Source organism: Sporosarcina sp. Y838 (assembly GCF_056786515.1).
Genome location: NZ_JBXCJD010000007.1, coordinates 1 through 24,256, shown reverse-complemented (window position 1 = coordinate 24,256; position 24,256 = coordinate 1). Strand labels below are relative to the sequence as shown.

Sequence of the window (24,256 nt, the reverse complement as noted above, 5' to 3'; positions counted from 1 at the left end):
CCATTACTTGTGTCCTCCAACTAACTTCGAACGTCCAATTGCCGTACCATCTTCAGTGAGTGAAACGGCCCTTAGTATTGCTGTAGAGCCGTACCTATTCCGGAGATCATCCATCACAGTGCCTAATGTTCGATTCCGCAACTTATTATGGTCGAATAAGCTTAGCTGCATTGATGTTTCGTCTTCTAAATTTGTTATCGAGATCGTGACTTTCCTTACTGGACGGCCATCGTGAAATTTATCGAATAGAGCCATGCAAGTTCGGTAAATTTTCATAGTATCATTTGTAGCTTCTTCTATTGAAATAGATCGACTGAATCCACCACCTGAAGAATGTTTGCTGTATCCTATTCCGAGATGAACGGTCCTGCCCTCTTTTTTTGCTTCTCGCGCACGCCGAGAAACATCCTCACACATTTCTAGAATAACCACAAGTACAGATTCGCGGGTTACATAATCCCTGTAAAGCGTTTGACCCTTGCCATAGCTCTTCGTTTGACCTTCCAACAGAGGTGCGCCCAACTCGGACAGGTCAATCCCCCAGGCGTGATGATAGTATTGATTTCCCATTACACCAAACTTTTTCTCGAGCCGTTCAAGCGATGTGTGCGCGAGATCGCCAACTGAGAAGATACCCATATCATTTAGAGTTTTCTCCGTCTGTCGACCAATTCCCCACATTTCACTCAACGGGGCAACAGGCCATAGCCTCGACGGTATATCCCCAAATTCCCACTTCGCAAAACCTGTTTTCTTTGCTTCCAAATCCAGTGCCAATTTTGCCAATAACATATTTGGCCCCATCCCAGCCGTTGATGGTAAATTTAGCGTTTCCAGTATTTCTGCTTGTATATCCTTAACTGTTTCCACCGGGTCACCCCAGAGCTTTTCGGTTCCCGTTAGGTCAATAAACGATTCATCGACCGAGTAGACATGTATAGCCTCTGCAGGCACGTAATTGTGAAGGATATGTGTGATTGCCATCGACATTTTGAGGAAATACGACATTTTTGGTTCAAACAAACGGATTTCGGGATGGCTAGGGATTTCAAATAATCGATTACCTGTCTTTATACGAAATTTCTTTTTCATAGCGGGACTGGCCGCAAGTACGACTGAACCTTTTTGTTGTAGGTTTCCGACGACCGCGATTGGCACAGTACGAACATCTAAATTGTGCAACGTAGCCATGCAGCTCGCATAGAAGCTCAACATATCAATACAGGCGATTTGTTTATTTGGTTGCCCCTTATATATCGGATTCATTTAACTAACTACTGTCAAAGTGCGTGGTGATGAATTAACAAAGTTTATATACCCGTTTTCCCTCAGCCTATCTAAATGACCGTGAACTGTGGATGGCGATTTGAGTCCGACTGCTGTAGCAATTTCCCTAATCGTTGGTGGATATAGGTTTTCTGCTGTGTATCTTTTAATGTATTCTAAAATATTTCTTTGACGTTCGCTCACTAAATAACAGCTCCTTTGGTATGGTGTTCTTCGGACTTCGTAAAATAAATGCTTATCAATTCCTCGGTTCTGTTTCGTAACCGTATGTTTAAATATTTCCGTCGCTCTTCGTGACCTTCGTGCATGAATAGGTACTCTGTAAACGTTCCATCATTCAGCCTTTTAATTACTTTCATTTTATTACGCTTCAAATATATATTCGTTTCTTTCATTTCATGCCTTGCAGCCTTTAGTGCACCTTCAATAATATCGACATAAGGTTTTTTCAATTTGAATGAACCAATTTCGATTTCACCACGATCCTTCTCCAATACAGTAATTATTATCGGTAAGTAAATCATGTTTTCGAAATAAGGTATTGCCTCAGATGGAATGAATCGCACGACTTAAATCACCAGGCTTTCTTTATATACGATGGGAACAAGCGCTAGCACGTTATCAATCGTAAAAGTTCTTCTGGACCCGCGAAGATGACAATAGGCTCGGAATGATACCTCACCCACCTGTAGCACCTTGATTCTACGTTTGCTTATTTCACCGTCTTTTGATATATACATCATATCTAAGACATAATTCCGATCCATCGACTTAATCAATTCAACACGCACATCTGTTCCCTCCTCTTTTAATTAGTATACGGAATGTATGTTCGTATTGCAACGGCAAATAAACACTTAACAAGAGTTACCAGAAGTGGGCTCTTTATTAAGTGTTGGATTCGCCTTGTTATTCCATTAAAGTATCCTTAACAACTAGATGTTGCATTACAGCAAGATTGTTCTTGTTTTGTTGATGCGAGGTTAACACTACATACTCCTGTTTCCGGTTAATCCAGTTCCACTTTTTTGGCCGATTCGTAATTGCCCGTCAGATATGCCATTATTGCTTTGCAAAGTTAGCACGTTAGTAACAGCCATAATTGTCACCCAGACAATCGTAGAAATCATAGGCCATTTAGCTTTAATACAACATGAATACAAACTTCAATTATCTCGCTTGGGTCATATACCAGTTGTAAGCATCCTTATCTAATGTAGCCAAAGAGTAATTATTAATCTCTTCAATTTTACAATATGGTTCACCATAGTCGGCATCACCGCATAAACAATTATTCATAACCGAAACATTTGTTAGTAAATAGACTATCCCTTCTTCACTATATAAGGCATAGGTTACCCATTCCGTTTGATGTTTCTTAATGAGCATTATTTCCTGTAATGGTATTTCATATTTCTGAGGCTTAAAAACTTGATATGGATGTTCAGGATTTTCCACTTTATTAAAATATTTCATAATTACCTCCACTCTAATTTTTTTCATAATTTTAAAAAAATCCTCTCTTCAGGAACCCCCACTATTAAACAATCCTGCCCCATTATTTTAAGTGCATCGTATCTATACCTATTTCTACCAAACCTACTAAGGTCATGAACTACTAATACATCACCAAAACGCATTTTTGCTCTCATCTCACGATAGACTGGTCGATTAAAGTGTTTTTCTGATTGCTCCTTTGTATTCCCTCAAATTAATGAAATCAAATAACCAAAAAATAACATCCCAATCCTTCCGAATGTTCAACCTCTTTTTCATTCATGACAACGATCTTCTCTTTTTTATCAGAGATATCACCATTCCCCTTTTCATTATCTGATTTAATCATCTTAAATACATTCCCATAATCCTCATGAACAGCTCCAAATGCATTCATAATCAATGCCTTCCTATCTGCATCATTCAATTATTTTCTTTTAATCTGTTAAGCATCATCGCAAATTTCATCATTTCAAGCCCACTATCACCATACGTTTCTTTCATATCTTTAAGAGTGTCTTCCGTATCGCACTCAATGCCGATTAGATTTTTCTCCATATCTTCAAATCCGACAATAATAGGTTTCAATATATCTCGATTAAATTCATTCATTGTCATTAATCCACTTCCCACCATTAAGTTTTCTAGATTATCAATTCTGGTAACAACCGTATCCAATATCTCTTTCATTTCTACCTTTTTTAAGTTTACATTCATTTTTAATAATCCCCTTTTAGTTTTATAGTTTTCACTTCTCACCTGACCTTCAAGTTTGCCCTACCATCAATTACCACATCATCAATCCAATAACTGCATAAATACCTACGACACTCAGCGTTATGCCACTCATCAACCATCGTCCTCCGAAACGTTTACCATTATCAGCCTTACGCTCATATACCCAATTCAGCAATTTAAATTTGATGTTCAATTTTCATCTCATAGTTTTTCATTTGAAATAATCTCCTTTAATATTAGTTGTTAGTTTCTGTTCAATTGTTCAAACTCATATCGATTGCTTCCTAAATCTCCTTCAAATTCACATATAAAGCGTTTTGCTAACCCGTCATATAACTTTGAACAGGCTGAGTTTGCTACCTGATACACGCCTTCTCTACAATGACTTCTAATTCATATTCAGTCAAAACTCCAATACGATCCTTCTCAGCCCTATCATCGACTCCCTCTTCTACCTTCCAGATTAGTAATTCGAGATAAAGCACTCTTAGACACATTGTTTATTTACCCTCTTTCCGTTGCATAAACTCCATTAAGCTTCATTCATTCTCTTCAATAGCGAGATAGTTTCACGGCTCTGCACTTGAGTATCTCTGTTAATTTATCCAGGACAGTAATGTAAAGCCTATCTACAGCAATATTTATGATGATGATGAAGATTCAAAATTTCTTTTTCTAACAATGAATCTCATACCACGGTCCTCACCATCTCATTCCACATGCTTCACAAAAAAGAACGTCCTCAGTAGAGGACGTTCTTGCCTATTACTTTTCAAGTTTGTTAATAAGATTTCCCCTCTGTTCTCTTGACAATCCGTGGATGCTGTTTAACCAATCATCTACCATTTTGTACATTCCTTCGGAAGTCAAACCGACTTTTTGGATATAACCTTGTTCAATACCGATATCAACTTTACCGTTAGTCGCTATATTGAACCATGGCGATTTTGCTGAATTATATTGCGATAAATCCTCTTCACCGAAAATCATAGAATCCCCTCCCCTCTATCTTCCAATATTCGACAGAAGGAAAAGAACTCCTCCTTACTACGTAGTTGAGTCCTACTGCAATCTCCCTGATTCACATAAAACAAAAGCCCTTCGAAAATTATTAAACTAAACTGCAGTTAGAAAAAAATGCGCCTCTACTTTACTTTCAATTCTTATTCAGTTACTGAGTGTTCTAACTCTAAGAATAATTTCACGAAATTGAGTCCGAACTTAGAAATCTCTAGTTGTTCTTTTGACTTAAGTTATGGTTCTTTTAATTTAGATAAACGACCTGGTTTTGATGCTGTTAACTTTTCCAAATATGAGAATATGTCTTTAAATGTTTTCGAAATTTCTTTAATATCGTCTGCGACATGAAGGTCTGTTTTTGTCGTCAACAAGCCAATTCTCAGTAGATTGCTTCGCACAGCTTCGTATTGCTCATAAGTAATACCATGTCTATCCATTACATCATAAAATGTCTCTCTTGATTCTTAATCAAAAAAATAACGAGATGAATACATTAACCTTAATACTGAAATATCAATCATTCTAAGTTCTTTTAAAACGTCAAAATAAGTTTAAAAAAATCTTCGGTTATAAAATGATTTTCAGTAATATTAACGAATCCATTAACCATATATTCAATTTTTTCTTCTTGTTGTGCGTCCATTGCTGCATCCAACATATATTGAAATAATTCATCAATTTGTTCTCTTTGTTTAAGTGTCTTGGATTCTAAATTCAAATGGACTTCATCTAACTTGGAATTCAATTCTTCGGTTACTTTTTTCATGTTTCTCTCAAAACGAGCTCGCTTAAAATTTTGAATTGCCCCTGAAAGTCCTGGAATAAATGAGCTTACGGCATCCAGAGCAAAATCTCCTGCTGCGCTAGCGAAAGATTCCTTTGCAATATTTGCTCCTGCCTCGCTTCCAACGTTTAGGAAGGTATCAAGAGCTAATTCACTACCTGTCTTTTTTTAAAATCTTACTTTCTGCTTTCACTCAAAAGTATCATCTCTCTTTGTTCAATAAACAATTCAAGTTATTTACTCATATAACAATTTAGGCGTCCAAAGCTTTAAAAATTTTAAATACTCTCTTTTTACTTTACCATTTAAATATAAGATAACACGTAAATTAATAGAGACTTATTTTGAATATGGCTTACCGTTCGCAAAAGTACACATTAACGAACAATGTGTTTCTATTCAAATACAGTGCAAAAAATAGTTCGTAAATATATATAACCACTTTTCGAACGTTCACTCGTTTATTTGCGACTTCCCGAACGGAATTGACATCACGAAGCATCCAGTAATCATAAACACGTTGATTATCATATTTAAAGTGCAATTCGTAAAATAGGCAAATAAAAAAAGCGACCTACCCACAATTGAATCTGTGGACGGGTCGCTTTCACAAGCTTATGTACATTTTATCTTCATTTCCCCATGATGGGCAGAACACCGTGGCCTCCACCTTCTCACCGAATTTAGCTTCTAGTAACTCGATCATTCCTTCAATACATTGAAACTATAAGTTTTCTGGGTTATTTCGTACGGTAATCCCCCTTTTGTTGATCCTATTTAATACTGACTCAAGTTTCTTTTTGAACAGAAAAGTCACCAGTGGCATTCGGTCCTACTAATCTACCTAATGATATTAGTGTCATAAATCACTCTTGTACTTTTCCATGATCGTTTTTTGAAAAAAATCCCACTAAAATGACCGGACCCAATACAAGTGTGAGAGAACCTCCCTTTTTTATTTTACATTTATTTTCATTCGCATGAAATGCTACCTTGAACATCCCAAATTAATCTATTCTACAAAATGAATTGTTGCTTCTCCTAACTCTGCAAATTTTGCAGTAAATGTATCGCCTGGTTCCGCAACAACGGCTGCCGATAGAGCACCGGATAAAATGACTTCTCCTTTTTTCAATGTGACACCGTATTCATGTAATTTATTCGCTAGCCAAGCTACACAAGTTGCTGGATGCCCTAACACATCTTTACCTGTTCCTTCGTTTATCACTTCTCCATTTTTCAACAGTTGCATGCTAACGCTTGGTAAATCGATCTGTTGAATATTTATTTTCGAATCTCCTAGTAGATACAACCCACAAGATGCATTATCAGCTACTGTATCTTCAAGCGTTATCTTCCAATCCTTAATACGACTATCTACAATTTCTATAGAGGGTGCAACATAATTTGTCGCCGCAAAAACTTCTTCAACTGTCACATTTGGACCACATAAATCTTCTTTTAAAACAAATGCAATTTCTCCTTCGATTTTCGGTTCGAACAAGGAGCTCAACTTGACCACCCCTTTGTTTTCTACTTCCATATTATCAAGAAGATGTCCATAATCTGGCTGATCGACTCCTAATAGTTGTTGCATCGCTAACGAAGTTAATCCTATTTTCTTACCTAAGATTTTAGCGCCCTGATCCAATTTATAATCGATTACTTTGAGCTGTGTATGATAAGCGTCATCAATTGTAAACTCTGGAAGGAGTTCGGTTATAGGAGACACCGATTGATGGAGCTTTTCCGCTTGTACTAGGTGATGATAAGCTTGATCAATAGTATTTGTATTAATTAGCATGCATAATTCCCCCTTTAGTAAAATGGAGGGGAACATAAAGGTTAGGAAATCCCCTATCTTCACCTCACTCATAAAAAATGTATCTATTCATAGAAAATAATACGTAAACTATTAATTACTTTACAGGTTGTAATAAAAAGTCTATTAAAACGTTATTGAAAGCTTCAATTTGCTCCCATTGCGGCCAGTGACCAGCATTCTCAATAACAGTAAATTCGCAATTAGGAATCATATCTCTAATTGGCTGCGCTTCCTCTACCGTTGATGTAGGGTCATGATCGGTCCACGCAAGTAAAGTTGGAATTGTGATTTCACCACACCAAGAAGGATCCCAAATATATTTCTTACGTGGCTCAACTTCTTGTAAATAGACGATATTGTGTACAGATTTTTGGTACTCAGGCTGTGTATAAATATCATAACGGCTTTTAATTAACTCATCTGTTACTTGACTCTTGTCATACATGAGCCATTCTAGTCTCGTTTTAACATTCTCATAATTCGCTTCAAGTACTGCTTTTAAAGTAGAAGCCTTTAGCGCCGCCATAACTTCTGGTTTACTATTCACATTTCCTGGTGTATTCAACACTTGTGAAATCACATATTCTGGATGTTCAGCTGAAAACCATGCAGCTACCCACCCGCCGAGTGACTCACCAGATAAGTAAACCCGGTCTAAATCCATCGCTTTAATCAAATCGAGTAGGTGTTCACTATATTTATCAATGCCATATGGATAGTCTGGCTTATCTGTGTAGCCATGACCAAGCATATCAATACAAATCACACGGAAATGTTTGCTCAACTCAGGAATATTACGTGCATAAGCTTCAATATGTCCACCTGTACCATGTAAGAGAATAAGTGGTGTGCCTTCTCCCGCTTCTAACACACGTGTTCTAACACCATTTGCATTTACATAATGTAATTTAAACTCAATATTTGCTAAATCTGTCCAGATTGTCATTTACTAAACTCCTCCTACTTAAAATTAAATTAATTGTGCCACTTTTTCATGTACATAGATTTGTTGTCGCCACTCAATCAAAATGTTTCCCACAAAGTTCAATGGTAGTCTTCTAGGTGTAATCAAATCCCCATCATCCTTCACGATGATTTCCATTTGAATCGTGTTGCCGTTTGCATTGATGACGGCTTCATACCGACCAGCGGAAGGCAGCATACAATACGCATTTGCTTGCAGTTCGACACCATCCCAATGACCTCGTATTTTGTAATAATGTCCTAATAAATGTGGCATTTCATTCACCAATCCATTAGAAATCTTACCACGAATACAGGACGAACTTATTTTTTCACCTGCATATTCTACTTTAGGTACCTTGGTGGCAGTGACCTTGCCTCCAGAATCAGCTGCTAATCGATCTAGATGACCAGCACCTTTAAAACCATACGAAAAATCAAAACCAGCGACTGCATGGACAACTCCTAGATTTACGAGATAATCATGCACGAATTGCTGAGGAGATAAGGCTGCAAACTCTTTTGTGAAATCCACAATATAAAGAGTATCTACACCAAGCTGTTCTAGCTTGCTTTGTTTTGCACAGAGTGTCATTAAATGCGGTACTTGCACCTTACCATCTGATAATACGTACTTTGGATGAGGTGTAAAGCTCATAACCGCTAATCTTTTATTCTGGCGCATAGCTTCTAGTTTCGCCGTTTCAATCACCTGACAATGTCCCGCATGAAGTCCATCAAAATAACCAAGCGCCATAATTTGCTGCGGCGAATTTCCCTGCCATTCATTTAGGTTATCTTGGTTTATATAGATTGTTTCCATACAGCCTCGCCTCACTTTCGATAGTTAGATTTTCACTGCTTCTGCCAATGTTTGATAGCTACCGTTGTAGAATAATAATGGATCTTTATCTTCTAATTCAATGGCAGTGACCTTCCCGATGAACAGCGTGTGATCTCCTTCTACATGCACCGCCGATACATCACAAGCAACTTGTGCAATAGCCCCAGGAATAACTGGTTTGTCGTCTAATAAGTCAAACGGTACCTCGTGACGCTCTTTTATTTGCCCTGCAAAAACCTTTGAAATTTCTTCTTGATCAGCAGCCAAAATGTTAACTGAAAACATTTTGCTCTCCTGAATTTTACTTAACATCCGTGCATTTTCTTTAATTGAAATGACAACAAGTTTTGGTTCTAATGAGACAGACATAAATGCATTCGCTGTCATGCCATGTACTTCATTTTCATGCTGGGTTGCAATCACTGTTACACCTGTTGCAAATTTCCCCATTGCTGCTCGAAATTTATGATTGTCCAATTCAATAACCTCCCTTCAGAGATTTTATTAGCCGCGTATTCCGCCCTAATCTAAATAGTTCTAAACCGTATGCAGCAACTGAGTCTTCGTATAATACTGTCTTATGTGTTGCGACTGATAACATATCACGGATGAATAACTCAATCTTGCCGCCTTTGTAAGCGCTCCGCCACCCAATGTTAATAATGAACATACTGCAATGTCTGTACAGATTTTGATGATATGTGTACGAATAGCAAAGAATTCTGAGCATAAAGTCTCTTCATCTGTTTGCAACTAACTTCTTTCAAAATTTGTAACCTCGACCGGAGGCTAAATTTGAATCGACGGAGAGATTAGACTCCCTGTTGATTCAACATAGAATAGATTGAAAATCCTCTTACCCGAATTTTCTAAGGAGAGTTTTTTAAACGAGTTATTATGTTGTTTATGCCTTTTGCAATAGTTTTATTTCTGCAGCTACTTCTAAAATCATATCTTCTTGCCCGCCGACTACTTTTCGTTTTCCAAGTTCTATCAAAATATCCCGAGAGTCCACACCAAATTTCTCTGCAGCTCTTTGCGCATGTAACATGAAGCTAGAGTATACACCTGCATACCCTAGTACTAAACTATCTTTTGTAATCTCTTGGGGTTTCTGTAAAATAGGCGCTACAATGTATTCTGCAACATCCATTAATTTATAAATGTCTATCCCCGTCTGGATATTCATTTTGTCGAGAACAGCCGCCAATACTTCTGTTTGGGTATTTCCTGCGCCTGCTCCTAAACAACGAATACTTCCATCAATTCGAGTAGCTCCCTGTTCAATGGCTACTAGTGTATTAGCTAATGCTAAAGATAAATTATTATGGGCATGGAAACCTACCTCTACATGTAAAGTATCTTTTAAAGCCTTGATTCGATCTGCCACTTGGTTTGGTAATAATGCGCCTGCGGAATCTACCACATAGACAGTATCTGCACCGTAACTTTCCATCAAACGGGCTTGCTCAACTAGTTTTTCGGTTGATGCCATATGGGACATCATCAAAAACCCAACTGCCTCCATGCCTAATTCTTTTGCAAATGTTAGATGCTGTAATGAAACATCCGCTTCTGTCACATGCGTAGCAATACGCGCTAACTTTGCCCCTAGTTCTGCAGCTTGTTTTAACTCAGCTCGCGTTCCGATTCCCGGTATTGATAATACAGCAATTTTGGCGTTCTTCGCTGTTGCAGCAGCTGCTTCAATTAGTTCCATTTCATCTGTTAATGATAGACCATACTGCAAAGAAGAACCTGCTAACCCATCTCCATGGGCTACTTCTATATAGGGTACGTTCGCATCATCAAGACCTTTCACGATGTTTACTACTTGATCTACTGTAAATTGGTGCTTAACTGCATGACTTCCATCGCGTAGTGCAACTTCGGTAATAATTACATCTTTATTCATTGTCCTTACCCCCTCTCTTAACTTTTCACCAATTTTGTCGCCCATTCTTCCGCCACTTGCACGGCTGCAGCTGTCATGATATCTAGATTTCCAGAATACGAGGGCAAATAATCGCCAGATCCTTCAACTTCAACAAACACGGTCACTTGATTTCCGTCAATGAGTGGATCTTGTTTTAAGCGATAGCCTGGCACATACTTCTGTACCTGCTTCTCCATTTCACGAATTGAATCGATGATGGTCGATTCCTCGCTTATTTCTCCATCTAATAGGCAATGAATTGTATCACGCATCATAATCGGTGGCTCTGCGGGATTTAAAATTATGATTGCCTTTCCTTTTGTTGCTCCACCAATTGTTTCTATCGCTCTAGCAGTGGTTAGTGTGAATTCGTCGATGTTGGCACGTGTACCGGGACCTGCACTTTTACTGGAAATAGTCGCAACAATTTCTGCGTATTTAACAGATTGAACACGATTGATCGCATGAACCATTGGAATCGTTGCTTGGCCACCGCATGTCACTAGATTTACATTTTCAGCAGCTAAATTCTCACCAATATTTACTGCTGGAATTACGGCTGGTCCAATAGCTGCCGGTGTCAAATCTAACACTCGTTTGCCGGCTTCTTTCAACAGCTTTGCATGATGAATATGCGCCTTTGCAGAGGTTGCATCAAAGATAAACTCCGCTAGCTCCTTCCTTTCTAAAAAACCATCTATTCCCGTAGATATTACCTCATATCCTAGTTCTTTCGCTTTGCGTAGACCGTCAGAATTTTCATCAATGCCAATAACTGTTGTCAGTTCTAAGAGATTGGAACGTCCAAGTTTAAACATCAGGTCGGTACCGATATTACCTGATCCAAGAATTGCTACTTTAACTTTTCCCACGAGCCTTCGCCCCCTTCTTTTCCTATAATTTCGTCTGTAGACAATAAAGATTTGTTTCGTTAAATATCACCAATAATAGATTTAGCCGGGCAATGCCTCTAAATGCTGTCTTATGAACGAATCAAAATGATCCGCCAATATTTTCTTCGCTCGATTAACGTCTCTCGACTCCATCGCTTCTAGTAATTGAGAATGATTCTTTAAAGAAGACTGTAAATCCCATGGGAAATGATCAAATAAATTTACTAAGTAAAAATCGTTTAAACCCCAGATTTGCAAAATATAATCTTTAATCTTTTTGGAGTGAGTCATCATGGGAATATGCTCATAAAATTCACGATTATAGTTTAAGTAAAAGTGTTTATCATATAATAGCTGTGGTGATTCGCTAATTTGTTGATAGACTTTAAACTGTCTCATCTCAAACTCTGTATGATTTAAGGCTGCAAGTTCAACTCAAAACATCTCAACAGCAGAGCGTGCATAATGACTTCTATTGCCTCTTTCTTCGAGTAACCCACAACGCGACATCAATGCTGTGGCACAATCTCGATAAACCCTTCATTTCCAATACTTTCAAAGCTTCCATTACTGGCCGTATCGACACGTCATAATTTTCATTCAATTCTTCTACTTTAATGTTTTCATCAAAACGCCAGTGGCCCATAATGAGCACTTCCTTTAACTCCTCATACACTTGAACAGATTTTAGATGCGAATTTGATTTTAATTGTTTATATACTTCCTCCATCTATGTCTACTTTCAAAATACAATCTGTTTTCATTCATAATTTTAACTAAATAATGAAAATTTCAATAAATTGCAAAATCCCAATAGAGGAAAGTATGAGATGCAGACAGTAGATTCTAGTGGGATTTTCACATTGAAATCGTTTTTTTCTAAAATAGAAAGGAGGTACTCCCCATCTTACTGGTTCATACCTCTATTTCTCACGAATTATTGCTTCACAGCGCTTTTAATCCAATCGCGATTTAGTTCTGTTGTTTCAAAGAAGCTATCTGGCGCCGCCGAACCCCACCACAAACGGCCATAGGAATCAAATTCTTCTTTTGACCAACCAATTGGCTTCGCATCAAGATCTCGACTATAGTCATTCGAATAAATTTCCATACGATGACCATCTGGGTCACGAATATATAAGAAAAATGCATTCGTTGTGCCATGACGACCTGGTCCATAGTTAATTGATTCACGATAACCCGCATCGGCAAGTAAATCCGCTGTACGAACAACACCCATAACACCATCTACGAGATAAGCCGTGTGATGAAGGGCAGGTTTAGAGGATTTTACCAAAGCAACATCATGCGTCGTTGCAGCTCGACGTGTCCATGCAGCAAACTTACCATTTTCATCTTGTACATATTCAGAAATACTGAAATCTAATGCTTGCCAGTATTCTAATGCCTTATCTACATCTGTTACACGTAAGTTCATGTGATCAATTTTAACAGGTGGAATGCCATTAAATTTTTGTAAATTTCGCATTGGCAATATAAGCTTTCCATTTTCATCTCGGTAATCAATTTGCTTTATAGAATGGTAAAATACGACTGGATGACCACTAGGCTCCGCAACTTTTAAACATGCGCCAAGACCATCATGAAGCCCCTCTTCTACATACTCATTTGGAATTCCTTGTTCATCATGCCACGTCTGCAATTCTTTTAAATACTCCGGTGAGGATACGCGTAAACCAAAGTTTGCTAGTGCCGCGTAAGAATTTTCTGTAAGAATTAATGAATATTCATCAAACTCTTCCACACCTCTTAAATATAGACTTTTACCAATCTGTTTTACTTCAATAAAACCCAGTGTATCTACATAGAAGTGTCTAGACTTTTCTAAACTTGTTACATATAATTCTGAGAACCCTAAACGTAAAATCATCAATCTCATCCTCCCAATTTTTCATCATCCAATTGCGCACTAGTATATTAGAAAAAGTAAATAGAAAGTAATATGTTCCTTTGAAACAATGTAATCGCTTTCCAATCAACTGATATATTAGTTTACAAGTAATTAATTTGTATCTTACATGAAACCAAAACAATTCGTCCATTATAATTCTGAATTTTTTCACTAATAAGTTTCGATTTAAACATAGTATTATTGAAATTCTAAATTTGATAAACCTGTCCAAATTGTCATTTAATTAACTTCTTTAAGCATATTTCTATACAATATCTACATCTGCAGCAGGAACTATTAGTCTAAAAGCTGTGCGAATCATACCTTTTTCTACAAAAATATAGCGTTCTAGGGTGTTATCTTTTTATGCTTGTTCTAATTCAAGTAATTTCTGATATTTCCCACTAAAGAACAGCAATGGCTCTCCTTCGTTTAAAACAATATCTTTTACTCTTCCAATAAATAAAGTATGATCACCTTCAACATGAGTATTTCCAACTTCACACACAATTTGTGCTAAAGCTCCAGGGATAATAGGTTGATTCGATAGACGTTCAAATTCAACTGTCTGATCCTTCAGTTGCCCGGCGAAAGCTTTAGACACCTCTTCTTGATTCGCAACTAAAATATTGACTGAAAAAGATCCCGCCTCTTCAATTTTTGGTAATATGCGAGCATTATTTTTCACTGATATGACAATTAATTTTGGATCTAAAGATACTGACATAAATGCATTAGCTGTCATACCGTGAATACCCTCACTTGTTTCTGTTAAAATCACTGTCACACCTGTTGCAAACTTCCCCATTGCATCCCTATATAAACGATCATTCATTATTTTACCTCCTGTTATTATTATTATTATAGAACTTCTGTTTCCTTCAATTTAGAAACCAAAGCTGTTTTTTCCTGTTTAGTTTTGACAAAGAATATACAAATCATTGCGATTAGCATTGGGATTGTAAACATTAAAAAGTTAGACTGCATACTTAAATTTAAAGATACTAAAACCCCACCCAATATTGGTGCTACTACCGCACCTAAGCGACCTACCCCTAGAGACCAACCCAAGCCTGTTGATTTCATATGGGCTGGATAATAACTATTCGCAAATGCATTAGCAATAATTTGAGATCCAATAGATGCTGCACCAGCAAAAACAACACAAATATAAGTAATCACAATGCTTGGATTAAAACTTAAAACAACTAACGACATTATTCCCATAAAATAAAAACAAGCTAAAACGTTTTTAGGACTATATTTATCAGATAACCAGCCTCCTAGAAGTGAGCCTACTATTCCTCCAAAGTTCATTGCTAAAAGTAGTAATATTCCCGCATTTAAAGCAAAACCTGCATTTTGCATCAATTTAGGCAACCAAGTGTTTAATCCATAAAGTACTACCAGTAGCATAAAGGTATTAGCCCAAAGCATTATTGTACTGACTGCACGTTTATCTTTAAATAAATCTAATATAGGTACTTTTCTTTCATAGGAATTTGAAAATACTAGCTGTGACTCTTTTTCGAACTTAAATTCTGGTTCTATTTTTTCTAAATGCTTTCCTAGCTTGAAGGCTTTATTTTCACGCATATAAGACTGCGGAGAGTCCGGTAAAAACTTTATCATGAAAGGTACCAGTAAAAGTGGTATACCTCCAATATAAAAGACAGACTGCCATCCAAAACTATCTATCAAATTTATTGATAATATTGAAGATAATACCCCTCCAATACCATATCCACTACACATCGCTGTGATTAGAAATGCTCTTTTCTTGGCAGGTGCGTAATCCCCCATTAGCGTAATAATATTAGGCATAACTCCACCTAATCCTAAACCTGCTATGAACCTGAATATTCCGAACATTGTAGGTGTCGTCGAGAAAGGAATAATAAGAGTAAACAAGCTAAATAAAATTACACAAAATAAAATTACCTTTTTTCGGCTAAACCTGTCTGATAAAGTCCCTAAGACTGCTGCGCCAATCATCATACCGAATGTCGCATAACTGCCTAAAGCTCCGGCTTCTACCGCTGTTAAAGACCACTCATCCATTATAGAGCTAACAACCGCTCCAAATACAACGAGATCGAAGCCATCGAATATTAGAATTACTAAACCCCACAACAGAACATTTAAATGAAACCTTGAAAACTTTGATTCATTTAAAGTTTTTCTTACATCGATTTGATACATTCAAGCACCCCTTTGTTTGAACTTATATTCTTAAACTGATGAAAAAGCGCTTACATAAAGAATATAGATTGAACTCTAATACATTAGCATCTTAGTATTAACAATCTGAGAAGGTGTATTCATGAAATAACAAATCAACTTTCGAACTAGAATTACAAGTCAAAACCTTTGATATATAAGTATTTATGCGCATTCTTTTAACAGGATGCACCGTGTAAAAGAGCTAACCTCATAATATATTACTTGTTACCTTAGTATCTTCTGTATTAATCTGATGAAGCAAACCATCAATGAGAGATAAACATTCCGACTTATCATAGTTTTTATATTGTGAGTTAATTCTTAGGAAGAATGGATCACCAGCATAATATCTTTCGTACAACTCATGACGAGATCCAAAGGCAGATACGGTCAATTCAGAGGCTATTTTAAAAATTTGGATTTTCTCTCTTGCTGAAACATCTGCACCCCTAAAATATTTTTCAATATCTTCTTTAATTGGACTATCTAATACACTCAGTGAAGCTGGCTGATACATTAGTCCTCCGGCTAAAATTAATTGCAGTATTTCTCTCACACGCGGATACCAACGATTTCCAGAGTTTCGAATTGCACTTAAAGGTCTGAAATCAGGAATGTAGATGCCTTGTTCATTTGGTTCCGCGTTTTCTTCAGCAGATATAATTGCGGATCTACATAGCTCTATATACGTTGTTATTTCACCCATTAGGTCTTGCACTTGAGGAAAAACATTGGTTTTAACTATATCAGTCGCCTTCATGGCTAGGCCAGCAACAAATTGTAGCTTTGTCATTAAACGTATTGTCGATTGATGACCTGTATAAAGACTTGTATAACTTAGAACTTCATTTATTCTTGCCGGATCTTGGTTTATAAACACCCGATCCCATGGTACTAATACATTATCAAAAACTAAAATACCATCAAGTTCATCAAACTGGCTCGCTAATGGATTATCGATTTTAGATTCTTTCACGTAGGATTCCCGAGCAATTACTCTTAAGCCGGGAGTAGACATTGGCACAGCAAACGAAATAGCATATTTATAATCTTCAGAGCCTACATTTTGATTAACGAATGGGAAAACGAGCACTTCATCTGCATAAGGGCCTGCGGTTGCCATCATTTTTGCACCCTGTACAATAATTCCCTCTTCTGTTTCTTTAACCACCCCGAGATAAGTAAATTCGTCTGGCTGCTTAGATGGCGGTTGACTACGATCTACTTGTGGGTTAATGAGTACATGTGTTAAAAATAAATCATTTTCCCGAATATAATCGAAATAATTTCTTACGTTGTTTGCATATTCACCAAAGAAATTTGCATTCGCGTACCAGCCCAATAGCATAGCACTCATAAAATCGGTTGAGCGACCCATGAAACCATATGTTGCTTTAGCCCACTCTTGATGCATTAACCTTCTTTTTTTCAAATCTTCTTTTGATCTTGGAACTAAAAATTGAGTCCCAGTCAATTCACCCGTATTTGGATTCGTATACAGCATGTGATCCTTTTTATCAGGCTCCCATTGTAAATCATAGAGTTTTGAAATTGATATTGCCGGTGGAGCAACAAGCGGATGCGTAGTCGGGTTGGTAATTTTTTCATCACCCATCCATGTTTCAGGTGGATTGTTTTTTAAACGTTCCAAGTAGTCTATACCTTTAATTGCAGTCATTATACAAGCACTCCTTTAGCAAATTCAATATGTAGCTCATTAAACTCTTTTGGTTTTTCCCATTGCGGCCAATGACCAGCATCTTTAATTACATGCATCTTGCAGTTCGGAATAAGTCCCTGAAGGTATTCCGCATCTTCAACGGTAGCTGTCGGATCGTGATCAGTCATTATGATTAAAGTTGGTGCAGTAATTTTGTGTGTCCACTCAGGCTCCCACATAAAGTTTTTGCGAACTTCCCAATCTTGTAGCACAACAATATTCTGAATTGCTTCTTTAAGTTCCGGTTGTGTATAAATCTTATATCGAGACTCCACTAATTCTTTCGTAACAAAATTCGTGTCATGAAATAAAAATTCGAGTCTTGCACGTACTGTATTATGGTTCGCTTCTAATACTGCTTTCAATGTAGATTCCTTCAACTTTTTCATAACTTCCGGTCTAGCTTTGATATTTCCCGGCGTAGTTAATAGTAACGTCTTTATATATTCTGGATGACGGGCTGCAAACCAGGCAGATACCCATCCTCCCAAGGATTCACCAGACAAATGGACTTCATCAAAAGAAAGTTCTTTAAAAACTGCTAATAAATGCTCACTATACTCATTCAATGTGTATGGATAATCGGGTTTTCCAGTATATCCGTGTCCAAGCATGTCCAAAACAATAACCCGGAAATGTTCACTTAAACTTTTAATATTTCTACCATATGCCTCAATATGTCCTCCAACACCGTGTAATAAAACCAGTGGTTCGCCTGTTCCCGCCTCGACAATTCTAGTACTTACGCCATTCGCATCAATATAGTACTGTTTAAACTCTGTCCCCGCTAACTCATTCCAAATACTCACATCATACTTAGACATTAACTTCTCCTTCTCTCGTCTATATTTTTGGTTATGTGAATTAAATTATCGTCACTTTTTCATAAAACGAATTGACTGCTACTACTCTACCTATGCATTAAATCACTGACGAGCCCTCTAAAATTCTATTCCCTATTTCAATTTAATGTGGATCCTAACGATTTCCAGGGTCTCCATCTTTCACATTCAAAGATTAAAATGATTATACGAAACTAGTATTAATCATCAGATAAATTTATTTATGCCAATTTTATTACCTCCTTGCTCAATGAAAATTTAGTTCCCAAAACAACTATGAGTTTTGTTCTCTAATAGCAAACTCCAACTTTGCTTATTGAGTGCAATATCGGATAACTTAAATACTAATATATTAGTTTTGATATGTCAATCAATTTAAAGTATTCTATCTATAGTTTGGAAAACAATAGTAAAAGCTATTGACAACGCTTTCACAATAGCTTATCTAGGTGAATAATCCTTAACATTTTTTCAAAGTAACATTTCTAAAGTAACAAATTCATTTTTAAATTCCTTATACTTTACCTTTACTGCTACATAACCATTTTCCGATACATAAGCATAGTCTAATTTTTCTAATGCCATGTGGGCGTTTTGTTCAACAAGCAAAATCGATGTCCGATCTTCGTTAAATTTATCAATGATTTCGAAAATTCTTTTCAATTTTGCTTCGAGACACTACCCGCGACTAATATATTAGTTGTAATAATCATATATTATACTATTAAAACTAATTAATCAATCTCTCCTTAATAATCTGAACATATACCGATTTTATGTTGCCTATTGTGAAAATATAATAATAAGATTTCAACAACTTGAGGGAGTCCCCTTTTGTCTCAGAGGTTTTTCGTCACTTACTCATTTCGCTATTTGGAAAGATGCTCCTTTTGTATGTTTTGGAAACCTTCAGCCATAATTTTTTAATTATATAATGATTCGATTACAAGTTGATATCAATATTCACGGATAGATATCGAAAACATTTCTTAGAATTCTAGATATAGTACTTGAACAATTTTATCCCAAACTTAACTTATTCTATAAATTTTACAGATACTTCACCTAGTTAAGTAAAATGAATTGGTAGTTGTCAAAATGCTTAGTGGCGACTCCTTGAATTCGTATCATCCAAGCCTTTAAACGATTGTGGAAGTTGTTGGCATGTTGGATGTGGTAGATACCCTTCTTAACACGTTGTTTTTGACGTTCATTTACCGTCTCGTGCTAGAATCCCTTTATTTTTTGGCGAACTTCTTGTAATCCGTGGCTGTGGCTGTACATAGCAAAGCAGGCGGGGGTTGTCCCAAAAGTCATCAAGAATGACTTTGTGGACAGTCCTTTTTCGTTTCTAAAAAATGGGTACAAAAAAAGCGTCACTTCTTGTGAAATGTAAGTTACCACACCAACATTTAGAAGGGACGACTTTTTATGTGCACTCCAAAGATTACTAATTCAAATTATAACACTGAACAAACTTCACTTTCACTTGTTTCCGACTCCAAACCGCTATTTTGCGGTTTATTCAAGATAATTGCGTACCTTTTGATAACAGTTTGGCAGAACGAGATATTCGAATGATGAGAGTAAAACAAATGATTTCAGGATCCTTCCGCACAATCGAAGGTGCTGAGCGATTTGCGCGAATCCGTGGCTTCGTTTCAACTCTCCGCAAACAGAATTTCGAAGTACTTGCCTCCCTTATTTCAAACCAATCCGGAAACTCTTCTCTTTAAGTCTACCTAAGTAGTTACCTTAAAACGTTGAATTACTCTTGTACAATCCAACGTTTTACGTATATTTAAGGAAGTTGTTCGTTCATTCTTTCCATATAGGAACGAATATGCCTTTCCATTATGTTTTTAGCCTTAATCGCATCTCTTTCTTGTATAGCCGCAATGATTTGATCATGTTCATTCAACAATTCGACAGTATTAAACTTGAATTTATCTAGTGAGTTCAAAAGATAAAAATCATTTAAATCCCATAATTGTACACATTGTCTTTGGACTCTTCTAGACCGTGCCATTAATATTACATAAACATGAAACTTTCGATTATACTCAAAATAATAAGCCTTCTCATCAAACTTTTCAAAATCTTCTTTGGCCTGTTCCTGAAAATTATAAAGAGAATTGATTTCATCAGAAGTATGGTTTTTCGCAGCTAATTCGGCCCCCAGTGCCTCAAGGGCAGAACTGAGTAAAAGTTGATCTAAAACTTCCTCTTTTGAATAATCTACTACCTTACAACCGGACTGAGGAATTATTTCAATAAATCCTTCGGTCTGCAACAATTTCAACGCATCCATTACGGGTCTTCTTGAAACATTAAACTTTTCAATTAATTCATTTACAAATATTTCTTCTCCAAAATCCCATTTACCTGTATATAATTCTTTTTTAAATTGTTCATAAACTTGCATCGATTTCATAACTGGTGCTTTTTGAAAAGCTCTATATAATTCTTCCATTCCGACGCCCTCTTTAATTGTATGATTTTTTTAATACTTTCAATACATAACTCATACCTATTTCTATCTAATATCTTAGCATATTTCAATACCATTTACTAAATTGCGAACGTTTAGTTCTGAGTACAGATCCCTTTGATACACAATCTGCACAAAAAAAGAAGATCAGTTTTCGCCGACCTTCACAATGATCTTGTAATACTTAACTTGCGATACATCGCTATTACCTTTATATCCACTTGTTTCCACATTTCATTCCTCAACACTGGGATCTTGAATTGTTTCTCCATTTCAGTCATTAAACCAGCCAGTAGAATATCTCTTCTTGGTTGATCTGCATGGATGATTCTTTCATACTCCCATTGATAATCTAAAAGTGATTTCTTGGCCATCACAATCTGCCCCCTCTAGCTACTTCTCTTTTGGCACGGATTAGTGTGCTTTTAGAAATCCCTGTAATTTCTCCTACTTGTGTATAGGAATTCACTTCCAATAGCTGTAAAGCGTGTGCTACTTGCTTTTTAGTAAATTTCTTCGGTCTACCTTCACGGAAATCAGGATTCTGCTTCGCAATGGCTTTGCCCTCTGCTAATCGTTCAACAATCATATCACGGTCAAATTCCGCAATGGCTGATAGCATTCTTAAAATTAATCTGCCCATTGATGTATCCTCTACAAGCCCCATATTTAATATGTGAACCTTGATTCCTTTTGAAAGAAGTTCCTTTATTAAATTTACTCCATCTTCTGCAGATCTTGCAAAACGGTCTAGTTTAGTGACCACTAATGTATCGCCTTTTTTCAGCAATGAAAGTAACTCTACAAATTGAGGACGGTCTGCCTTTGTTCCTGTGAACTTTTCAGAGTAGATTTTGTGGCAACCTTCACTTTCCAATGTCTGAATCTGTGCCTCTAAATCTTGTGCCACTGTACTAACCCTTGCATATCCATATTTTATAGCCTTGTTCATATGTATTAGCCCCTTTTTTGCGGTTTACTTATGGCGCCCAGTTGAGACACCGCTTGATACCTTGATACTACTGCATCGACAAAGTGGTGTCAATACTTAAAGGTTACGACACCTTTTATAATGTAAAAGAAGCCGATAAAGTGTCACTTTAAAAGATAAATTGCATCGATTTTAAGCTTTATTTTGCATAGAATCTAAAAAAACCAGTAACTTTAATACAGAGGTCACTTTGTTGTTTATGTAGAAAAACGGAAATGTCATGAATTGTGCCAATCCCTGGGAACTAAATCCGATTTAACTAGTTAAATTTTTGTTATTTGACTGTTTGTCCACCATCAATAACCAGAGAAGCACCATTAATAAAGGATGATTTATCTGAAGCTAAGAAAACTACAGTATCTGATATTTCTTCGGTTTCTCCAAATCTTCCCATTGGGGATGCACTTCCTAGTTGTTTTAACTGTTCTTCATTAATGGAGTTAAAACTGAACCAGGACATACAGCATTAATTCTAATATTTCTACCTCCGAATTCTACTGCTGCTGCTTTAGTTAATCCAATTACAGCATGTTTAGCAGTTGTGTAGGCAACATTTGGTGTCCCCTCAGGATGTCTAATGCCTGCAGCAGAAGAAATATTTACTATTGATCCTCCACCTGTTTCAAGCATATGGGGTATTAAAGCTTTCAAACCATAAAATACACCGTGTTGATCAACATTAATAGTCGTTAAATATTCATCAATTTCCAGTTCGGTAATATCTTTTGCTGGTCCAGGAATTCCAGCGTTGTTCACTAAAACGTTAATTGACCCATATAACTAAAATTTTCCGTCGTTTTTTAAATGAGAGCTGCTTATCCGATTTTGTTTTGGATGGTTTTTTATTACTTCGTCAAAAGACCAACATTGGTTTTCTTCAATAAATTGAACTGTATATCTGCTCATGTTAGAATTAAACTATTAAAATAATACGATAAGTATAGGAGAGATTTTATGACAAATGTTCCTTTAATTGTTGATAGCGATTGGTTGCATGAACGCTTGGATGATCCTCATTTACGTTTGATAGATGCATCTACTTTTTTGAGTGTGCCAGATAAGAATGATCAACCTGGATTATGGTCCGGGCAAGAGGCGTTTGATGAGGAGCATATTGAGGGTGCCGTTTTTGCGGATATTTTAAAGAATTTCTCAGACCATGAAAATCCACTCCCTATGACACTAGCAAGTCGGGATCAATTTGTAGAAGAAGTCGAAAGACTTGGTGTTGGTGAAGGAACGTATGTCGTCATTTATGACCGTGGTGCATTGGCGAATGCTGATGTCATCGCGTCTTACTGGGCATCCCGTCTTCGCTGGCAATTAAAATATGAAGGTTTTGATAACGTTGCTGTTTTAGATGGTGGACTTGTGAAATGGAAACAAGAAGGCCGTCCAGTATCGACTGAAACTACTTCTTATCCAGATGGAAAATTCACATATTCGCGCCGTCCAGAACTCGTTGTCAATAAAGAACAGGTTCGTGCTGGCATTGAAGATAATCGTGTCGTCTTAATCGATAGCCTATCACCTGACAGCTTTTCGGGAAAAACCAATACGTATGGACGTAAAGGGCATATTCCAACAAGTCATAATGTGTTTTTCGGAAGCCATTCAAATCCTGAAACACGATTACTGTTCGATGATGAAACATTACGAAAAACATTTTCTGCGATTGATGCATTAGATCCTAACAAAACCGTTATTACATATTGTGGTGGAGGGATTGCAGCAACGTGGAATGCCTTGCTATTGAATAAGCTAGGTCAAGAAAATGTAGCGATTTATGACGGTTCTTTGAATGAATGGGCACTAGATACAACTTGTCCGCTAGTCACAGAATAAATAAACGCAAAAAAGCATTAGGAGCTGTCAATGTAACCCGTTCAGTTCACTGGTAAAAAATAAAGTTCGAAATAGACCGCTAATTCGCATATGAATTAGCGGTCTTTAAAATACCTATGCATCAACTTTTAAACACAAAGCACAACTATTTCAACATCCAATTCGACGCACGTATTACACGACCTACAATAATTATTGTAAGGTGAAAATATCGTGTTAAAACTGTTGCTAATTCAGTAGTCAAATTGAAGGGAATTGAAGATGGGAGACATGGTACTTATTCAACAAAAAAACACTGAGAAAAATTAAGCGTTTTTGTTTCTTTAAGTAACTTTTTCTTCGTCCTTCTTCAACTAAACCAGCTAATAGGATGTCAATATTTTTCTTTAAAATTACTATTAATCTTATGATATACTATTTTGTGCATGACAAATAGCCCTCCAAA

At 36.7% G+C, this 24,256-nt stretch carries 27 protein-coding genes and 4 pseudogenes; 2 read left to right on the top strand and 29 right to left on the bottom strand.

Annotation, left to right across the window (positions count from 1 at the left end; all coding sequences use genetic code 11):
- Nucleotides 1–3: 3 nt before the first annotated feature.
- From AC1TO4_RS11340 to AC1TO4_RS11220, 25 genes and pseudogenes are all read right to left on the bottom strand, one after another.
- Nucleotides 4–1,266, bottom strand: a complete 1,263-nt coding sequence (locus AC1TO4_RS11340) for a Y-family DNA polymerase (RefSeq protein ID WP_482105395.1) — start codon at nucleotides 1,264–1,266, stop codon at nucleotides 4–6.
- Nucleotides 1,267–1,470 carry a LexA family protein gene (locus AC1TO4_RS11335; protein WP_482105394.1) on the bottom strand — a complete coding sequence of 68 codons (204 nt, stop codon included), beginning with the start codon at nucleotides 1,468–1,470 and terminating at the stop codon, nucleotides 1,267–1,269.
- Nucleotides 1,470–1,853 carry a YhjD family protein gene (locus tag AC1TO4_RS11330; RefSeq protein ID WP_482105393.1) on the bottom strand — a complete coding sequence of 128 codons (384 nt, stop codon included), beginning with the start codon at nucleotides 1,851–1,853 and terminating at the stop codon, nucleotides 1,470–1,472. The genes AC1TO4_RS11335 and AC1TO4_RS11330 overlap by 1 nt, the downstream gene beginning before the upstream one ends.
- Before the next feature lie 604 nt (nucleotides 1,854–2,457).
- Nucleotides 2,458–2,763, bottom strand: coding sequence for a hypothetical protein (locus AC1TO4_RS11325; protein WP_482105392.1), 306 nt, complete (start codon nucleotides 2,761–2,763; stop codon nucleotides 2,458–2,460).
- Between the two features lie 23 nt (nucleotides 2,764–2,786).
- Nucleotides 2,787–2,954: pseudogene (locus AC1TO4_RS11320) on the bottom strand (hypothetical protein); the annotation flags it as partial.
- Nucleotides 2,955–3,007: 53 nt separating this feature from the next.
- A complete protein-coding gene (locus AC1TO4_RS11315; RefSeq protein WP_482105391.1) occupies nucleotides 3,008–3,181 on the bottom strand; it encodes a hypothetical protein in 174 nt (57 codons plus the stop codon).
- Between the two features lie 26 nt (nucleotides 3,182–3,207).
- A complete protein-coding gene (locus AC1TO4_RS11310) occupies nucleotides 3,208–3,501 on the bottom strand; it encodes a hypothetical protein (protein WP_482105390.1) in 294 nt (97 codons plus the stop codon).
- Nucleotides 3,502–3,571: 70 nt separating this feature from the next.
- The gene (locus AC1TO4_RS11305) at nucleotides 3,572–3,715 is read right to left on the bottom strand and encodes a hypothetical protein (protein WP_482105389.1); all 144 of its coding nucleotides are present in this window, start codon (nucleotides 3,713–3,715) and stop codon (nucleotides 3,572–3,574) included.
- Between the two features lie 572 nt (nucleotides 3,716–4,287).
- Nucleotides 4,288–4,512: a hypothetical protein gene (locus AC1TO4_RS11300; protein ID WP_482105388.1), complete on the bottom strand. Its 225-nt coding sequence runs from the start codon at nucleotides 4,510–4,512 to the stop codon at nucleotides 4,288–4,290.
- A gap of 263 nt (nucleotides 4,513–4,775) precedes the next feature.
- Complete coding sequence (locus AC1TO4_RS11295; protein WP_482105387.1) at nucleotides 4,776–4,979, bottom strand: hypothetical protein; 204 nt, start codon at nucleotides 4,977–4,979, stop codon at nucleotides 4,776–4,778.
- Nucleotides 4,980–5,074: 95 nt separating this feature from the next.
- Nucleotides 5,075–5,308, bottom strand: coding sequence for a hypothetical protein (locus tag AC1TO4_RS11290; protein ID WP_482105386.1), 234 nt, complete (start codon nucleotides 5,306–5,308; stop codon nucleotides 5,075–5,077).
- Between the two features lie 1,030 nt (nucleotides 5,309–6,338).
- Nucleotides 6,339–7,130 (bottom strand): 2-keto-4-pentenoate hydratase, encoded by a 792-nt coding sequence (locus AC1TO4_RS11285; protein WP_482105385.1) that lies wholly within the window; start codon nucleotides 7,128–7,130, stop codon nucleotides 6,339–6,341.
- Nucleotides 7,131–7,245: 115 nt separating this feature from the next.
- Complete coding sequence (locus AC1TO4_RS11280) at nucleotides 7,246–8,097, bottom strand: alpha/beta fold hydrolase (protein WP_482105384.1); 852 nt, start codon at nucleotides 8,095–8,097, stop codon at nucleotides 7,246–7,248.
- Nucleotides 8,098–8,121: 24 nt separating this feature from the next.
- Nucleotides 8,122–8,937, bottom strand: coding sequence for an FAD synthetase family protein (locus AC1TO4_RS11275; protein WP_482105383.1), 816 nt, complete (start codon nucleotides 8,935–8,937; stop codon nucleotides 8,122–8,124).
- Nucleotides 8,938–8,961: 24 nt separating this feature from the next.
- Nucleotides 8,962–9,435, bottom strand: coding sequence for a flavin reductase family protein (locus tag AC1TO4_RS11270; protein WP_482105382.1), 474 nt, complete (start codon nucleotides 9,433–9,435; stop codon nucleotides 8,962–8,964).
- 427 nt (nucleotides 9,436–9,862) lie between these two features.
- Nucleotides 9,863–10,873 (bottom strand): 4-hydroxy-2-oxovalerate aldolase, encoded by a 1,011-nt coding sequence (dmpG, locus tag AC1TO4_RS11265; protein ID WP_482105381.1) that lies wholly within the window; start codon nucleotides 10,871–10,873, stop codon nucleotides 9,863–9,865.
- 17 nt (nucleotides 10,874–10,890) lie between these two features.
- On the bottom strand, nucleotides 10,891–11,766 hold the full coding sequence (locus AC1TO4_RS11260) for an acetaldehyde dehydrogenase (acetylating) (RefSeq protein ID WP_482105380.1): 876 nt from the start codon (nucleotides 11,764–11,766) through the stop codon (nucleotides 10,891–10,893).
- 81 nt (nucleotides 11,767–11,847) lie between these two features.
- A pseudogene (locus tag AC1TO4_RS11255) lies at nucleotides 11,848–12,210 on the bottom strand (FCD domain-containing protein); the annotation flags it as partial.
- A 49-nt stretch (nucleotides 12,211–12,259) separates the two neighbouring features.
- Entirely contained in the window at nucleotides 12,260–12,517 is a 258-nt protein-coding gene (locus AC1TO4_RS11250; RefSeq protein ID WP_482105379.1) for a GntR family transcriptional regulator, read from the bottom strand.
- Nucleotides 12,518–12,724: 207 nt separating this feature from the next.
- Nucleotides 12,725–13,678, bottom strand: a complete 954-nt coding sequence (gene hpaD / locus AC1TO4_RS11245; RefSeq protein WP_482105378.1) for a 3,4-dihydroxyphenylacetate 2,3-dioxygenase — start codon at nucleotides 13,676–13,678, stop codon at nucleotides 12,725–12,727.
- Nucleotides 13,679–14,063: 385 nt separating this feature from the next.
- The gene (locus AC1TO4_RS11240) at nucleotides 14,064–14,534 is read right to left on the bottom strand and encodes a flavin reductase family protein (protein WP_482105377.1); all 471 of its coding nucleotides are present in this window, start codon (nucleotides 14,532–14,534) and stop codon (nucleotides 14,064–14,066) included.
- Nucleotides 14,535–14,560: 26 nt separating this feature from the next.
- A complete protein-coding gene (locus AC1TO4_RS11235; protein WP_482105376.1) occupies nucleotides 14,561–15,901 on the bottom strand; it encodes an MFS transporter in 1,341 nt (446 codons plus the stop codon).
- Nucleotides 15,902–16,130: 229 nt separating this feature from the next.
- Nucleotides 16,131–17,600 carry a 4-hydroxyphenylacetate 3-hydroxylase family protein gene (locus AC1TO4_RS11230; RefSeq protein WP_482105375.1) on the bottom strand — a complete coding sequence of 490 codons (1,470 nt, stop codon included), beginning with the start codon at nucleotides 17,598–17,600 and terminating at the stop codon, nucleotides 16,131–16,133.
- Nucleotides 17,600–18,466 carry an alpha/beta fold hydrolase gene (locus AC1TO4_RS11225; protein WP_482105374.1) on the bottom strand — a complete coding sequence of 289 codons (867 nt, stop codon included), beginning with the start codon at nucleotides 18,464–18,466 and terminating at the stop codon, nucleotides 17,600–17,602. Before AC1TO4_RS11225 ends, AC1TO4_RS11230 begins: the two co-directional genes overlap by 1 nt.
- Before the next feature lie 1,098 nt (nucleotides 18,467–19,564).
- Nucleotides 19,565–19,782, bottom strand: a pseudogene (locus AC1TO4_RS11220) (transposase); the annotation flags it as partial.
- Between the two features lie 216 nt (nucleotides 19,783–19,998).
- Here AC1TO4_RS11220 and AC1TO4_RS11215 point away from each other — a divergent pair.
- Nucleotides 19,999–20,220: an IS66 family transposase gene (locus tag AC1TO4_RS11215; RefSeq protein WP_482105373.1), complete on the top strand. Its 222-nt coding sequence runs from the start codon at nucleotides 19,999–20,001 to the stop codon at nucleotides 20,218–20,220.
- 65 nt (nucleotides 20,221–20,285) lie between these two features.
- On the opposite strand, the gene AC1TO4_RS11210 is transcribed toward AC1TO4_RS11215, so the two are convergent.
- The 4 genes and pseudogenes from AC1TO4_RS11210 to AC1TO4_RS11195 form a co-directional block, all read right to left on the bottom strand.
- Nucleotides 20,286–20,957 (bottom strand): GntR family transcriptional regulator, encoded by a 672-nt coding sequence (locus tag AC1TO4_RS11210; protein WP_482105372.1) that lies wholly within the window; start codon nucleotides 20,955–20,957, stop codon nucleotides 20,286–20,288.
- A gap of 182 nt (nucleotides 20,958–21,139) precedes the next feature.
- The gene (locus AC1TO4_RS11205) at nucleotides 21,140–21,349 is read right to left on the bottom strand and encodes a hypothetical protein (RefSeq protein ID WP_482105371.1); all 210 of its coding nucleotides are present in this window, start codon (nucleotides 21,347–21,349) and stop codon (nucleotides 21,140–21,142) included.
- Nucleotides 21,349–21,915, bottom strand: coding sequence for a recombinase family protein (locus tag AC1TO4_RS11200; protein ID WP_482105535.1), 567 nt, complete (start codon nucleotides 21,913–21,915; stop codon nucleotides 21,349–21,351). Before AC1TO4_RS11200 ends, AC1TO4_RS11205 begins: the two co-directional genes overlap by 1 nt.
- A gap of 325 nt (nucleotides 21,916–22,240) precedes the next feature.
- A pseudogene (locus AC1TO4_RS11195) lies at nucleotides 22,241–22,734 on the bottom strand (SDR family NAD(P)-dependent oxidoreductase).
- A 186-nt stretch (nucleotides 22,735–22,920) separates the two neighbouring features.
- Between AC1TO4_RS11195 and AC1TO4_RS11190 the strand changes: the two are divergent.
- Nucleotides 22,921–23,811 carry a sulfurtransferase gene (locus tag AC1TO4_RS11190; RefSeq protein ID WP_482105370.1) on the top strand — a complete coding sequence of 297 codons (891 nt, stop codon included), beginning with the start codon at nucleotides 22,921–22,923 and terminating at the stop codon, nucleotides 23,809–23,811.
- Nucleotides 23,812–24,256 lie beyond the last annotated feature (445 nt).

Excerpts from the sequence above, each read along its gene's own strand:
- AC1TO4_RS11310 (WP_482105390.1), bottom strand. The coding sequence starts at position 3,501 with ATGAATGTAAACTTAAAAAAGGTAGAAATGAAAGAGATATTGGATACG.
- AC1TO4_RS11300 (WP_482105388.1), bottom strand. The coding sequence starts at position 4,512 with ATGATTTTCGGTGAAGAGGATTTATCGCAATATAATTCAGCAAAATCG.
- AC1TO4_RS11280 (WP_482105384.1), bottom strand. The coding sequence starts at position 8,097 with ATGACAATCTGGACAGATTTAGCAAATATTGAGTTTAAATTACATTAT.
- AC1TO4_RS11210 (WP_482105372.1), bottom strand. The coding sequence starts at position 20,957 with ATGGAAGAATTATATAGAGCTTTTCAAAAAGCACCAGTTATGAAATCG.
- AC1TO4_RS11190 (WP_482105370.1), top strand. The coding sequence starts at position 22,921 with ATGACAAATGTTCCTTTAATTGTTGATAGCGATTGGTTGCATGAACGC.
- AC1TO4_RS11240 (WP_482105377.1), bottom strand. The coding sequence starts at position 14,534 with ATGAATGATCGTTTATATAGGGATGCAATGGGGAAGTTTGCAACAGGT.
- AC1TO4_RS11325 (WP_482105392.1), bottom strand. The coding sequence starts at position 2,763 with ATGAAATATTTTAATAAAGTGGAAAATCCTGAACATCCATATCAAGTT.
- AC1TO4_RS11225 (WP_482105374.1), bottom strand. The coding sequence starts at position 18,466 with ATGTCTAAGTATGATGTGAGTATTTGGAATGAGTTAGCGGGGACAGAG.
- AC1TO4_RS11285 (WP_482105385.1), bottom strand. The coding sequence starts at position 7,130 with ATGCTAATTAATACAAATACTATTGATCAAGCTTATCATCACCTAGTA.
- AC1TO4_RS11205 (WP_482105371.1), bottom strand. The coding sequence starts at position 21,349 with ATGGCCAAGAAATCACTTTTAGATTATCAATGGGAGTATGAAAGAATC.
- AC1TO4_RS11295 (WP_482105387.1), bottom strand. The coding sequence starts at position 4,979 with ATGGATAGACATGGTATTACTTATGAGCAATACGAAGCTGTGCGAAGC.
- AC1TO4_RS11340 (WP_482105395.1), bottom strand. The coding sequence starts at position 1,266 with ATGAATCCGATATATAAGGGGCAACCAAATAAACAAATCGCCTGTATT.
- dmpG (WP_482105381.1), bottom strand. The coding sequence starts at position 10,873 with ATGAATAAAGATGTAATTATTACCGAAGTTGCACTACGCGATGGAAGT.
- AC1TO4_RS11230 (WP_482105375.1), bottom strand. The coding sequence starts at position 17,600 with ATGACTGCAATTAAAGGTATAGACTACTTGGAACGTTTAAAAAACAAT.
- AC1TO4_RS11315 (WP_482105391.1), bottom strand. The coding sequence starts at position 3,181 with ATGAATGCATTTGGAGCTGTTCATGAGGATTATGGGAATGTATTTAAG.
- hpaD (WP_482105378.1), bottom strand. The coding sequence starts at position 13,678 with ATGATTTTACGTTTAGGGTTCTCAGAATTATATGTAACAAGTTTAGAA.
- AC1TO4_RS11290 (WP_482105386.1), bottom strand. The coding sequence starts at position 5,308 with ATGAAAAAAGTAACCGAAGAATTGAATTCCAAGTTAGATGAAGTCCAT.
- AC1TO4_RS11235 (WP_482105376.1), bottom strand. The coding sequence starts at position 15,901 with ATGTATCAAATCGATGTAAGAAAAACTTTAAATGAATCAAAGTTTTCA.
- AC1TO4_RS11250 (WP_482105379.1), bottom strand. The coding sequence starts at position 12,517 with ATGGAGGAAGTATATAAACAATTAAAATCAAATTCGCATCTAAAATCT.
- AC1TO4_RS11275 (WP_482105383.1), bottom strand. The coding sequence starts at position 8,937 with ATGGAAACAATCTATATAAACCAAGATAACCTAAATGAATGGCAGGGA.